This window comes from Pseudomonas putida (assembly GCA_029953615.1).
In the GTDB taxonomy this organism is placed as follows: Bacteria; Pseudomonadota; Gammaproteobacteria; order Pseudomonadales; family Pseudomonadaceae; genus Aquipseudomonas.
This window is the reverse complement of sequence record CP124529.1, coordinates 82136-95358: the sequence shown is the minus strand read 5'-3', so window position 1 is coordinate 95358 and position 13223 is coordinate 82136. Positions and strand designations below refer to the sequence as shown.

Sequence of the window (13223 nt, the reverse complement as noted above, 5' to 3'; positions counted from 1 at the left end):
AACCACGCCATTTCCGCTTCGGGCTTTATTGCCCAGGCAGGTGCGTGCGTTGCCGTTGCCAAGAAATCCAAGAAACAGCCGCTCATCTGACCGAGGCGCGCTGTCTCGTCAGGTGGGCTGACGAGACAGAAGGCGCCAGGTATTCCTGCCAGACCACTTCGACTCTCCGCCCTGCTGACGCTGACTTTCGGTCAACATCAGGAGTTTTGCATGTCGAATTTCCGTGGTATCTGGATCGCCCTCGTCACGCCATTGCGCGCCAATGAAATCGACTTCGCCGGGCTGGAAAAACTGGTGAAGAAGCTGCTCGAAGAGGGGGTGGCCGGGTTTGTGGTGTGCGGCACCACGGGCGAAGCGGCGGCGCTGTCCAAGGCCGAGCAACTGGCCGTGCTGGATGCTGTACTGGCCTGGGTGGAGCCGGGCAGGGTGGTGATGGGCCTGTCGGGTTACAACCTGCGCGAATTGCTGGCCTTCCAGGCTGAAATCCAGCGGCGTGACATTGGCGGGCTTCTGGTCCCGGCACCTTGCTACATCCGGCCTTCGCAGGCCGGCATCGAGGCGTTCTTCAATACTGTGGCGGATGCCGCCAGCGTGCCGGTGATCGTCTACGACATTCCCTACCGTACCGGGGTGCGCATCGAGCGGGAAACCCTGCGCCGCATCGTGCGCCACCCGCGCATCGCAGCGGTCAAGGACTGCAGCGGTGACAGCGAGACCACCATGGCGCTGATCCAGGACGGCCACGCCCAGGTTTTGGCGGGTGAAGACATTCAGATCTTCAACAACCTGTGCCTGGGCGGTGCGGGGGCCATTTCGGCTTCGGCGCATGTGCGGGCCGACCTGTACGTGCGGATGTTGCAGCAGGTCGACCATGGTGATTGGGTAGCCGCACGCGGCACGTTCTACCAGTTGCTGCCGTGGATGAAAATGGCCTTTGCCGAGCCTAACCCGGCCGTGATCAAGGCGGCATTGCAGGCGCAAGACCTGATTGCTGACGAGCTGCGTGAGCCCATGCAGGCCTGCACGGAAACCACCCGTGGCAAGTTGCAAGGCGTGCTGGACTCACTCGGCGCCTGAGGCGGCGGCAGCACGTGGCCGCAGGGGCATTTCCATCGGCTGGTAGGTCAGTCCGGCGAACTCGCCAACTTGACCTGCCAGGTTGAAACCGTAGCGCTGGTAGGCCGGCACGGAAGACAACGATGCCCTGACCGTGACGATTTCAGCCCTGGCATGTTCGAGCGCGGCGCTCATGAGGCGCGCGCCGATGCCTTGCCGTTGCCTGCCTGGTGCAATGAACAGCATCGCCACGTGGCGGCCTGTTACTGGGTCAAGGAGCGCGCCAGGGCGACTTCACCGACCAGGATATCCTCGAAAAACGCCCCGACCGGTTCGGTAGGGTGGCACAACTGAATCTCCAGCACCCACACCACCTCGCTCGGGACGATTTCGACCTCGGCCAGTTTGTCTTGCCCATACAGAACATGCGGGAAGTCGGCGATGCGATGCCCGGCCAGGTTGCGCTCCAGCTGCCAGCCTTTTGCCTGGGCACTGCGCTCGGCGAAATCATACAGTTCGCGCCCGGTCAGGCCACGGCCCCAGGCCTGGCGGGTTTCCTCGAACACTTCATGCAGCGCCTTGACGCAGGCGTGGTGCAGCTCATGCTGGCCAAACACGAAGGTGTCGCCATAGTCGCCCTCATAACCATCCCACACCGGGCCGACATCGACCACGACGATATCCGTGGGCCGTAATGTACGTTGCAGATCGATGCCTTGGCGCGGCGTGCGTATGGTGTCGTCGCCAAAACGGATGTAGGTGGGGTGCCAGGTGTGCGACGCGCCCATCGCCTGCAAGGTTTGCCCGGCCATCTCCAGCGCCTGGGCGGTGGTCATGCCGACTTGTAGCTGGCTGGCGATCGCCGCCACGGCCCGTACCGACTGCTCGCGCGCCGCGAGCATACCGTCCGGCGAGTAGCGCGGGCCGACCTTTTCCAGCGCCGGGTGCAATGGCCTGGCTGTTGACGCTTCGGGCGCCAGTGCGCCGCTGGCAACGAAAGCCTCGGCGACAAAGTGATGGGGCTGCAGGCCCGCCGCGAGGCACTGTTCGCGCGCCTGGCGGATCATCGCGGCATTGCCGCAGGCATAGACCTGGGTGTCGGCCCAGCGATGGGCCTGGGCCAGCGCCAGCTGCTGCACCCGCGCCTGGTCCGACAGCACCGGGTGCCAGTGAAAGTGAGCGTGTGCACGGCTGGCCTGGTCGAGAAACTCACGGTCATAGAAGTCCGCGTTCGATCTGCCACCCCAGTACAACGTGACCTCGGCATCGCCTGCCAGGGCGGTCAACAGCAATGGCTTGATGCCGGCGTAACCCGTACCGGTGGCGAACAGCACCAGTGGGCGCTGGCCCTCGTGCTGCCAGGTGCAGGCACCCACCGGCCCTTCGAGCTTCAAGGTGTCACCTGCCTGCAGGGTTGGCAGCAGGTGTTCGGTAAACAGGCCGCCCCTGACCTTGCGGATGTGAAACACCAGTTGCCCCTGGTCCTGGGCGGGCAGGTTGGCGATGGAGAAACAGCGGCTGTCGCCGTTGTCGAGCCGGAAGCGTACGTATTGGCCCGCCCGTACCGCCAATGGTTGTGCAGGCTGCAGCACCAGTTCGACGATATCGGCGCTAAGGTCGCGTTTGCCACGAACCTGTGCGTGGATTTCCAGTGCCGGCGTGTCCAGGGACCAGCCGGGAATTTCCAGGCACATGTCAGTGCAGGCGTGGCTCTGGCACAGCAACATTTCGTCAGCTGCCAGAGGGTAGCAGGGCGCGGGCGTGTCTGCCGCCCGCTGCGTGTCCCGGTACTGTCCTGACAGCACCTTGACCTTGCACGACCCGCAGGCACCGCGGCGGCAGGAGAAAGGCACCGGTAGGCCGCTGGCAAGCATGGCATCGAGCAGCAACTCCTGGCTGGCGTCGAAGGTTTTGCCCGAGGGCGACAATTCAATGACGTGGCGATGGTGCATGGGTACCTCGGGCGAGTGAAGGTTCGATTGTTGCCAGGAGCACCGGCCTTGCTCAAGCTCCGAAGGCTAGCTTAATCCCTGTGGGAGCTGGCTTGCCGGCGATCACCGGCGCAGCCGGTGCCATCCACCGCGTTGCCTGACCAGGCTTGAGCAGGCTATTTGCGCTGCCACACTTCGCCTTGTTCGCTGACTACCCAGGGCCTGTCCGCGGCCTCGACAAGCACTCCGCCCACCCAGCGCGGCGCAGGGCTGTGGTCAAGCCAGTGCGCCTGCCCGGCGAGCACCTGTTCGGCAAGCGCGGTCAGCCGCAACGGCCGTTGTGCCCAGGACTCGCCCGGGCCCTCCAGCAGCAGCGGGTGCGGCGCATGGATCAGAGGCTGCAGCAGAACATGGAACATCAGGTCGCCCAGGTAAGGCAGCGGTTCATCCTCCATCATCAACTGGGCAAACACACGTCCGGCCGGCAGCTCGCCGCGTGACGCCAGAACGCGCAACAGCAGGCGCTCCGTGAGACTCAAACCGTCGTTCGCCCCCGGCAGTTCCTGCAGTTGCCGCGCCAGGGCCCGGCCCAGCAACGGCAACGCCGCATGCTGGAGGCCCGCCAGGGCAGCCCAGCCCCTCGGGTCAGGCGCGGTATAGGCCGCCCAGACCTGGCGGGCCAGTGCCAGTGCCTCCTCACCCAGCGCGCGACGTTGCGGCCATAGCCAGGCAAGCAGGTCCGGGGCCAGCTGGCCGATACCGATGAAGCGCTCGACGCCAGGTACCTGGCTGATTTCGATCAGCTCCAACCGGCGCGGCAGGCTGGGCAGGCTCGCAAGCACGCGGATCAGGAACAGCTGGTCGTAAGCGTCACCCTCGCACCACAGCACGAGCTTGCTGTCACTGTTCAACCCGGCCAGGGCGCTGCGCTGTGCCGCTTGGCGCTGCTCGATGTCCTCGGCGCCCAGGTTGAACGCCTGCTGTAGGTAAGCGGTGCGGACCTGCCAATACTGCTGCTCGGGCAATGCGGGCACGGGCCCCATGACCATGGGGTCGTCGAACATCTGGAAGGCACCGGCAAAACCGGCCGTGCGCAAACTGTGGGCGATGTCGTTGCCGCAGCGCCAATGCTGCACGGCAGCCTCGTCATCGGCGGTGAAGCCCGGGTGGCGTGCCGCGAAAGCGACGGCATCGGCATGCGCCTTGAGCTTGGGCCAGCTGGCAAAGCCGGCCTCGCGGGCCACCAGCCATTGAGTATCGGCAAGCCGGTAGTCAGGGCCAGGCAAACCGAGCGCGCGTAGCTGCTCGCGGGTGTCGTCGGCTGCGTGGTTTTTCAGGGCGCTGAGCAAGCGCTTGGCGCGTTTGCGCAAGGCGGGGAGGTCGAGCAGTCCGTGGTGGCGGGATGCGTTGATGGTGGGCATGCCAACTCCTTTGGGGCTCGGTCCGCCGACAAGCCGGGAGCTGGTATGGAAATGTGATGGCGCATGGCTCGGGCAACCCCTTCGCGCGGACCGCAGGCGCAGCCAGCGCCCTGGCGCTGACTTTACCGGGTAATGCGAGCGGCTGCAAAGCATCGACTTCATCGGCCGATGAGGATAGCCTCGGTGCAAAGCTGCTGATCAGCCAATAGAAAAATCATCGCCATGCCTGCAGGTTTTCCCGGGTTGCCCTCACTCAATGCGCTACGGGTGTTTGAAGTGGTAGCGCGTCACTTGAACTTTCGCCTGGCTGCCGAGGAGCTCGGCGTCACCCAGGCCGCCGTTGCCCAACAGATTCGCGGGCTGGAGGCCGGCCTGGAGGTGCGCCTGTTCGAGCGTTTGCCGCGCGGCCTTGGCCTGACCGATGCCGGGCATGCCTATAGCACCAGCGTGCGCAGCGCCTTGGCGATGATCGACGATGCCACGCGGCTGCTGCGCCCGGCACCTTCCCATCTCACGGTCAGCGTAACGCCAACCTTCGCTTCGAAATGGCTGATCCCCAAGTTAGGGCACTTTGCCGAGCGCAACCCCGAGATTGACCTGCGGGTACTGGCCACCGACCGGCTTTCGCACTTTCATACCGATGGTGTGGACCTGGCCGTGCGTTATGGGCAGCCGCCGTTCGGTACCGGGCTGAACGCCGAGTTGCTGATGGAGCAGCCGGTGGTTGCGGTGGCAAGCCCGGCGCTGTTGGCCGAAGTGGGCTGGCCAGAAGGTTTTGCCGCCTTGCAGCGCTATGTGGCCTTGCACGATGCGCACAACTTCTGGCCGCAGTTCTGCGCAGCGGTGTTCCCTGGCCACCCGGCGCCCACGGCGAAGACCGTGCGCTTCAACCAGACCTCGCTGGCCATCGAAGCTGCCATTGGCGGACAGGGCATCACCCTGGCCAGCCGTGCCTTTGTCAGCGACGACATCGCTGCCGGCCGATTGGTGCAGGTGTTCCCTCAGCAATTGCGGCTGGACAAGGCGTTCTACCTGGTATGGCCGCGCAAGGGCCAGCCGCCAGCAGCGCTGCAAATCGTCAGGGCGTGGCTCAAGGCCCAGGCTGACGAAAGAAAATCTACTGGCTAGACGAAGTCCGGCTGCCTCCCTCCACAGCTGTGTGGCTGCTAGTGTGAATGCACTTGCAAACACAGGGTTCCATCGCCGAAGGAGGCAATATGTCTGGGGAAAAAGTAGCCATCATCACCGCCGGTGGCAGCGGCATGGGCGCAGCAGCAGCACGTCGCCTGGCCGCCGACGGCTTCAAGGTCGGCATTCTGTCGTCCTCTGGCAAGGGCGAAGCGCTGGCCAACGAGCTGGGCGGTATCGGTGTTACCGGCAGCAACCAGTCGGTCGAAGACCTGCAGCGGCTGGTGGATGCCGTGGTGGGGAAGTGGGGGCGCGTCGATGTGCTGGTCAACAGCGCCGGTCACGGCCCGCGCGCGCCGATCCTGGAGATCAGCGACGAAGACTGGCACAAGGGCATGGACACGTACCTGCTCAATGTCATCCGCCCGGCGCGCCTGGTCACACCAATCATGCAACGGCAGAAGGCCGGAGTGATCATCAACATCTCTACCGCCTGGGCCTTCGAACCCAACGAAATGTTCCCCACATCGGCGGTGTTCCGCTCGGGCCTGGCGGCGTTCAGCAAGATCTTCGCCGACACCTATGCCGCGGACAACGTGCGCATCAACAACGTACTGCCTGGCTGGATCGACAGCCTGCCAGCCACTGAGCAGCGGCGCGACAGCGTACCGCTCAGGCGCTATGGCACCAGCGAGGAAATTGCCGCCACCATTGCATTCCTGGCCAGCGACGGGGCGGCTTATATCACCGGGCAGAACATCAAGGTTGATGGTGGCCTGACGCGCAGTGTCTGACCTCCGCGGGGCTTGGGCAGGGGAGCACCTGTCTTGCCAAAGCAATGCGCCATACCTGTGGGAGTAGGCTTGCGCGCGCTTTCAGTTACCAACCATGCTTCGAAGAGGAGCGCCCTGGCTTGTTGTGCTCCTTGGAATTGGCAATGGCTGACCGGGTGGTACCACGGCCGTTGTCATCGTTGCGCAAGCTTCCATAGTGATTGCCGCTTTCGCCATGGTTGCGGGTGGCCTTGCCGGCATGGTCACTCTCGTAGCCGGCGCCATTGCCGTTGAAGCCACCCTTGCCACCACCGTGTCCGCCGCCGTTGCCACCACCTTTGGCATATGCGGCGCCGATCGGCGAAACATCAGCAGGCAACAATGCAGTTGCGCCGAACGCCAGGGCACAGGTAAAGACGGCTACGAGGGTTTTTTTCATGTTTGTTCGCCTCCAGAAGGCGCAGGGGAGCTTGGGTGCGGATACGACATGAAGTTGCCTCTTAAGTTCCGCAGTGCGCAACCGTTCGACGCAGTTGACTGCCAGGTACCTAAAGTACCTGGCAGCCTTCCACTCATCGATCGTTCTTCGTAGAGTTTTGTACCGCGCCGCTCAGCCCCTTGGCATTATGATCACCGGGTGTAGTACCCGACATAGCGGTGGATTTCGTCAAGCCGCGAGTATCCTTGGACTGGGCAATGCCTGAGGTAGTGGTACCGTGGCCATTGTCCTGGTTGCGTGAGCTTCCATAATGTTTGCCGCTCACGCCGTGATCGCGCGTAGCCTTGCCGGCATGATCACCCGCCAGGCCTGCACCATTGCCAGTGCCGTTGTGCCCACCACCCATGCCGGCACCACGTCCACCGCCATTGCCGCCGCCGTGGCCGCCACCACCACCGTGGCCGCCACCGCCACCGCCACCGCCACCGCCGCCGCCACCTTTGGCATATGCGGATCCCATCGGCGATATATCGGCAGGTAACATTGCCGTTGCGCCGAATGCCAGAGCACACGCAAACACGGCTACCAGGGTTTTTTTCATGTTGTTTCGCCTCCAACGGCGCAGGTAGAGCTCAGCTGCTGATAAGACATGCGGCGGCAGTGCAAGTTCTATTGTCCTGACAGAAGGATCATGCCTGCTCAGATCTCGACCTGAGTACCCAGCTCGATCACCCGGTTCAGCGGCAGCTGGAAGTACTTCAGGTTGCTGTTGGCATTCTTCAGCAGGAAGGCAAACAAGTGCTCCCGCCAGCGGGCCATGCCCATCTGCTTGCCGGCAATGACCGTCTCCCGGCTGAGAAAATAGGTGGTGCGCATGGGGCCGAACTCCAGGTCAGAACCCTGGCAGCGGCTCAATGCCAACGGCACGTCGGGCTCTTCCATGAAGCCGAAATGCAGGTTCATACGGAAGAACCCGTCACCAAAAGCCTCGACCTCGTAGCGCTTGCCGGCGTTGACCCGTGGCTCATCCTCGAACACCACGGTCAGCAGCACCACCTGCTCATGCAGCACCTGGTTATGCAGCAGGTTGTGCAGCAAGGCGTGGGGCACCGCCTCGGGCCTGGCGGACAGGAACACGGCAGTACCGCTCACGCGGTGAGGCGGCTGGGCCTTGAGGCTGGCGATGAACAGGTCCAGCGGCAGCGAACTCTCGTCCAGCCGCTCCACGATCATCCTGCGCCCGCGCTTCCAGGTGGTCATTAGCACGAACAGTGCCAAGCCTGCAATCACCGGGAACGCGCCGCCCTGGAGGATTTTTGGCGCATTCGCGGCAAAATACAGGCTGTCGACCAGCAGGAACGCCAGCAGCATCGGCACAGCCAGCCAGCGTGGTGCCTTCCACAGCAACAGCACCACCGCCGAAGCCAGCAGCGTGGTGATCAGCATGGTCCCGGTCACGGCTACGCCATAGGCTGCCGCAAGTGCCCCGGACGACTCGAAGCCGACCACCAGCAGCACCACGCCCACCATCAGCGCCCAGTTCACCATGCCAATGTAGATCTGCCCCTGTTCCTCGCTGGAGGTGTGCTGGATGAACATGCGCGGTACGTACCCTAGCTGGATGGCCTGGCGCGTCAGCGAGAAGGCACCTGAGATAACAGCCTGGGACGCGATGATGGTGGCCAGGGTGGCCAGCCCGACCATGGGCAGCAGTGCCCATTCGGGCGCCAGTAGATAGAACGGGTTGCGTACTGCCTGCGGGTCGCCGAGGATCAACGCGCCCTGGCCGAAGTAGTTCAGCACCAGGCCGGGCAGCACCAGCAGGAACCAGGCCCGGGCAATCGGCTTGCGGCCAAAGTGCCCCATGTCGGCGTACAGCGCTTCGGCGCCGGTCAGGGCCAGTACCACCGCGCCCAGAATCGCCACGCCCATGCCCGGGTGCAGCAGGAAGAACTTCACCGCCCACACCGGGTTGAGCGCCTGCAGTACTTCCGGGCGCTGGACGATGCCATGCAGCCCCAGCGCACCCAGCACGATGAACCACAGCACCATGATCGGCCCGAAGAGGATGCCGATGCGCGCGGTGCCGTGCTTCTGGATCACGAACAGCGCCACCAGCACCACCACCGACAGCGGCACGACCCAATGCTCGATTCCGTCGAAGGCCAGTTGCAGCCCCTCGACGGCTGACAGCACGGAAATCGCCGGGGTGATCATGCTGTCGCCGTAAAACAGCGCAGCGCCGAACAAGCCGAGCAGCACCAGCACCTTGCCCAGCCGCTGGTAGGGCGCCGCCGCCCGATGGGCCAGGGCGGTCAGGGCCATGATGCCGCCTTCGCCCTGGTTATCGGCGCGCAGGATGAACAGCACGTACTTGAGCGACACCACCCAGAGCAACGACCAGAACACCAGCGACAGCACGCCCAGCACACCGGCAGTGTTGGCCTGTACACCGTAGTGCCCGGCGAACACTTCCTTGAGGGTGTACAGCGGGCTGGTGCCAATGTCGCCATACACCACGCCGACAGCGGCGACGAGCATACCGATGGAGTTGGACTTGCCGGGAAGGGATTGATTTGCGATGGCGGTGGACTGGCTCACGAAGGGCTTCTCTGGACGGGCGGGTAAAAAATGCATGCCATCCTTGGGCATCGCGCGCCAGTATTGCTTCAGGCTGTCGGGCCAGTCGTAAAAAGTGCGTAAAAAATAGCCATGCGCCATGCCCAGGCGCCTCGGTCGATTGCGGCCAGTCGCTGCCCGGGTCGAGTGAAGAAAAAGTTACGGTCAGCCAGGTTGGGCCGCCAGGCTGTTGCTGACGTTGCGGCCCAGCACCAGTACGGTAGCGAAACCGCAGCCCACCAGGGCCGTGGCCAGGCTCAACAGTACCGAACTGCCCAGCTGGTCGACGATCCGCCCGCCGAAGAACGAGCCAAGCGCAATGATCACCTGGAACATGGCGACGAACAGCGGCATGCCGCGTTCGACATCCTTGGGCGCGACGACGAACATCCAGATGCTGGCGCAGGCCGGGAAGGCGCCGAAGGCGAAGCCCCACAGCCCGATCAGCATCGCGGCGCCGGTCATGCCGGTGGCGAAGTGGGGGAACAGGGCGGTGCTGGTGCCGATCATCAATGCCACCAACAGCAGGGTATGGCGCACGCTGCGATTGGCGGCGAAACCGGCAAAGATATTGCCGAATACCCCGGCCACGCCATAGAGCAGCAGCAACGAGCCAATGGTCGGCCCATCGAAGCCGGAGCTTTGCTTGAAGAACGGGGCGACATAGGTATACGCGGCAAAGTGCGCCAGGCCGATCAGCAAAACGGCGATCAGGCCAACCCGTGCTTGTGGGTTGATGAACAGGGCCGGCAGGTCGCTGATGCGAATGGCCTTGTCCGGGTTGAGCCGCGGTAGCAACAGGACCTGAGCCAGCAGCACCGGTACGCCCAGTAGCGCGGTTACCAGGAAGGTCATGCGCCAGCCCATCAGGCCGCTTAGCCAGGTGCCTACCGGTACGCCCAGCACGGTGGCCAGGGTCACGCCGACCATGATGATCGAGGTGGCCTGGGCCACGCCCACGCCTTTGGGCGCCAGGCGGCCGCTAAGGGCAATGGCCGTTGCCCAGAAACCGCCGATACTGATGCCCAGCAGCACGCGGCCGAACAGCAGCAGGGCGAAGTCGCTGGCGTAGGCCACCACCGCGTTGGCAATGATCATGATGAGCGTCAGGCCGATCAGCAGGTAGCGACGGTCCAGGGCGCCAATGCCTACCGACAGCAACGGGGCGGCGAGGGCGGCCATGATGCCGGGCAGGGTGACCATCAGGCCGGCCTGGCCTGCGCTGATACCGAGGTCGCTGGCGACATCGTTGAGTACGCCCACCGGCAGAAACTCGCTGGTCACCAGGGCGAAGGCACCGACCGCGACGGAGAGAATGGCCAGCCACTGCTGGCTGACGCTTTGTTGATCATGTTCGGGGCGGCCGCGAGGGGCCTGGCTGGCACTTGGCATGGTATTGGATTCCAAGACGGGGATGGCGCCTGAGGCAGGCGCAAGGAGCGGGGAAATTTTGCTGGCGATTATAGGGGGCGTTTTTACCCGGCCTACAGGCGGGGCGCTCGATAGTAATCATCAGCGCAATCGATGAAACGCCTTGTGCAGGGCACGCGCTGTTGGCCGGGGAGTAATGTTACAGGCTCCGCAAGCCGGTGCTGCGGAGGATGGCACGGGCTTCGCCCGTGTTCGCGGGTGAACCCGCTCCCACCGGTTTGCGTACAGCTTGAGACCAGAAAGGACCTGGGGGCGCAGCGGTCTTGCTCACAACCTGAACGCTGGCGCGATCCGCTGTGGGAGCGGGTTTACCCGCGAAGCAGGCGCCGCCATGGATAGTGCGGGCTTCGGTGGAGGACGCACAAGCGTCCTCCCCATCAGTGGGCCCTATGGCGACACCAGCACATCGCATTGGGATTCGTTCAGCACATGCTGGGTGACGCTGCCGATCAGCAGCTCTTCAAGCGCACTTTCGCCCTGCTTGCCGACCACGATCAGGTCGCATTCCAGCACTTGTTCCTGCTCGGCAATCTGCCAGCCAGGGTCACCGTGCACCACGATTTGCCGAGCATCGGCCACGCCGGCGGTTTCGCTCAAGGCCGCCAGTTGCTTCACCGCATCCTTGCGGATGACATTGCGATAGTGCGTCAGGGTGTCGTGATCGATATGGGCGAAGCGCAGGCTGCTTTCGAACGGCGCCTCGTAGACATGCAGCAGAATGATCTCGGCCTGAGGGGCGATGGCCTTTGCCAGTTCGATGGCACGCAGTGACGAAGACGAAAAATCGACCGCAACCAGCAAGGTGCGGTACGCATCGCGAGGTGCCTGCTTGACCACCAGCAAAGGGCAGGGCATGCGGTTCAGCATTTTCTGCACTGTGGAACCCAGCAGGCGCCGCGCCACGCTCTGGCCCTTTGCCCCACACACCAGCAGGTTGCTGCGTTTGTCCTGCACCACGCGGCTGATCTCTTTGGTCACCGAGCCGTGCGCGACTTGCACGCCAGCGGCGATGTCATAGCGCTGGAACAGCATTGCAGCCAGTGCGCGAGTTTTTTCGCCAGCGGTATCCAGTACACGCTTCAGCAGATGTTCATCAGGTGCCACCAACTGCTTCAGGCGCTCGAAGGGGGCCGGGTTGGCAACGTAAAGCAGGTCCAGTGATGCTTGTTGCGCCTTGCTCAAGTGGGCAGCGCGCTCTGCCGCGTTGCGGGCAGAGGCGGACAGGTCGGTGGCTACCAGTACGTGGTTCAGCGGGCTCATGCGGGGGTTCCTTGTCCAAAGCCGCGCACGGTGATCGATGGCGATGCCTTGAGCACAATGCGCCTGGCTGTTGTCGGTTCGTTCCTTGCTGGCAGCCATCGTCTCGCGAACCCGGCGCGCCGGTTTGACGTGTGTCAATGGAGTGAGAGAACCACTTGAGCTGACCACTCATGCGCCCCCCTTGACGCCAGTGGGCTGCCTGTGTGGTCGCCAGGGCGCCCGCCTCACAACCCCGCGCTGGCACGCACCATCGCATAGGCCTGGCGCACCAGCGGGTTGACGGTGTTGGCCCGCACCCACAGGTGGTAAGTCACGTCGGGCAGTGCCGGCAGGCCATCGCTTTGCCCGAGCACGCGCATGTCCGGCCCGACCATTTCCTGGCTGCGTGCGGTAATCCCCAGGCCGGCGCGCACCGCCGCCTTGACGCCGATCAGGTTGGATGCCAGGTACGCCTGGCGCCAGGCGATGCCGGCTTGCTCCAGTGCCTCCAGCGCCAGTTTGCGGTACAGGCTGGGTTCGTCCACCAGCACCAGCGGCAGGGGTTCACCTAGCAGGTGCTGATAGTGCGCTGCGCATATCCACCACACCGGCGAGGTGCGCAACGCGAAACCTTCCAGGCCCGGTGCGGTGCGGGTCGAGATGACCATGTCGACCTTGCCGCGCTGCAGGTCTTCCATCAGGAACGGGCTGCGGCCAACGTCGATCTCCAGGCGCAGGTTGGGCGCCGAGCGGGCGATGTGGCCGAGCAATGGCGGCAGGATGGTGTCGGCGATGTCGTGGGGCGAGCCGATCCGCAGCACGCCGCTGGGACCGTCCTGGCGCAGGCCGGCGAGCGCCTCGTCGTTTAGCGCGAGCATCTGCCGGGCGTGGCGCAACAGCTGGCGGCCGGCATCGGTCAGCGACTTGTGGCGGCCATGCTTGCGAAACAGCGGCACGCCCACCTGCTGCTCCAGGCGCTGCATGTGCTGGGTCACCGAAGCCTGGGTACGGCCCAGGTTGCGGCCGGCCTCGGCGAAGCTCGAATGGTCGGCAATGGCGACGAAGGTGCGGAGCAGGTCGAGATCGAGGGCGCTCATGGGGTGGCCGGTTAGAGGAGTGGGGGTAGGGCGCGCAGTGCTTCCCCGCCGTTTTACATTACTGAAGAAGGATTAAAGATAATGAATCT

The 13223-nt window shown here is 64.1% G+C and carries 11 protein-coding genes and 1 pseudogene; 3 read left to right on the top strand and 9 right to left on the bottom strand.

The genetic code is table 11. The features are described from left to right. Positions 1-210: 210 nt before the first annotated feature. Complete coding sequence (gene dapA / locus QIY50_00485) at positions 211-1077, top strand: 4-hydroxy-tetrahydrodipicolinate synthase (protein ID WGV20829.1); 867 nt, start codon at positions 211-213, stop codon at positions 1075-1077. Here dapA and QIY50_00480 read toward each other — a convergent pair. The 3 genes and pseudogenes from QIY50_00480 to QIY50_00470 all read right to left on the bottom strand — a co-directional run bounded on the left by QIY50_00480 (position 1063) and on the right by QIY50_00470 (position 4408). Further along, a pseudogene (locus QIY50_00480) lies at positions 1063-1317 on the bottom strand (GNAT family N-acetyltransferase). The gene dapA and the pseudogene QIY50_00480 sit on opposite strands and share 15 nt — an antisense overlap. A gap of 2 nt (positions 1318-1319) precedes the next feature. Next, positions 1320-3008, bottom strand: a complete 1689-nt coding sequence (locus QIY50_00475) for an NAD(P)H dependent flavin oxidoreductase family protein (protein ID WGV20828.1) — start codon at positions 3006-3008, stop codon at positions 1320-1322. A gap of 155 nt (positions 3009-3163) precedes the next feature. Next, on the bottom strand, positions 3164-4408 hold the full coding sequence (locus QIY50_00470; GenBank protein ID WGV20827.1) for a DUF1835 domain-containing protein: 1245 nt from the start codon (positions 4406-4408) through the stop codon (positions 3164-3166). A gap of 222 nt (positions 4409-4630) precedes the next feature. Between QIY50_00470 and QIY50_00465 the strand changes: the two genes are divergently transcribed. Continuing rightward, complete coding sequence (locus tag QIY50_00465) at positions 4631-5536, top strand: LysR substrate-binding domain-containing protein (GenBank protein ID WGV20826.1); 906 nt, start codon at positions 4631-4633, stop codon at positions 5534-5536. Positions 5537-5625: 89 nt separating this feature from the next. Further along, positions 5626-6330 (top strand): SDR family oxidoreductase, encoded by a 705-nt coding sequence (locus tag QIY50_00460; protein ID WGV20825.1) that lies wholly within the window; start codon positions 5626-5628, stop codon positions 6328-6330. A gap of 85 nt (positions 6331-6415) precedes the next feature. Here QIY50_00460 and QIY50_00455 read toward each other — a convergent pair whose 3' ends face one another. The 6 genes from QIY50_00455 to QIY50_00430 form a co-directional block, all read right to left on the bottom strand. Then, entirely contained in the window at positions 6416-6748 is a 333-nt protein-coding gene (locus QIY50_00455; protein ID WGV20824.1) for a hypothetical protein, read from the bottom strand. Positions 6749-6881: 133 nt separating this feature from the next. Next, positions 6882-7349 (bottom strand): hypothetical protein, encoded by a 468-nt coding sequence (locus QIY50_00450; protein ID WGV20823.1) that lies wholly within the window; start codon positions 7347-7349, stop codon positions 6882-6884. Positions 7350-7447: 98 nt separating this feature from the next. Then, the gene (locus tag QIY50_00445; protein WGV23127.1) at positions 7448-9289 is read right to left on the bottom strand and encodes a potassium transporter Kup; all 1842 of its coding nucleotides are present in this window, start codon (positions 9287-9289) and stop codon (positions 7448-7450) included. 243 nt (positions 9290-9532) lie between these two features. Then, the gene (locus QIY50_00440; protein WGV20822.1) at positions 9533-10759 is read right to left on the bottom strand and encodes an MFS transporter; all 1227 of its coding nucleotides are present in this window, start codon (positions 10757-10759) and stop codon (positions 9533-9535) included. 426 nt (positions 10760-11185) lie between these two features. Next, the gene (locus tag QIY50_00435; GenBank protein ID WGV20821.1) at positions 11186-12058 is read right to left on the bottom strand and encodes a universal stress protein; all 873 of its coding nucleotides are present in this window, start codon (positions 12056-12058) and stop codon (positions 11186-11188) included. A gap of 224 nt (positions 12059-12282) precedes the next feature. Continuing rightward, positions 12283-13134: a LysR substrate-binding domain-containing protein gene (locus QIY50_00430; protein ID WGV20820.1), complete on the bottom strand. Its 852-nt coding sequence runs from the start codon at positions 13132-13134 to the stop codon at positions 12283-12285. Positions 13135-13223 lie beyond the last annotated feature (89 nt).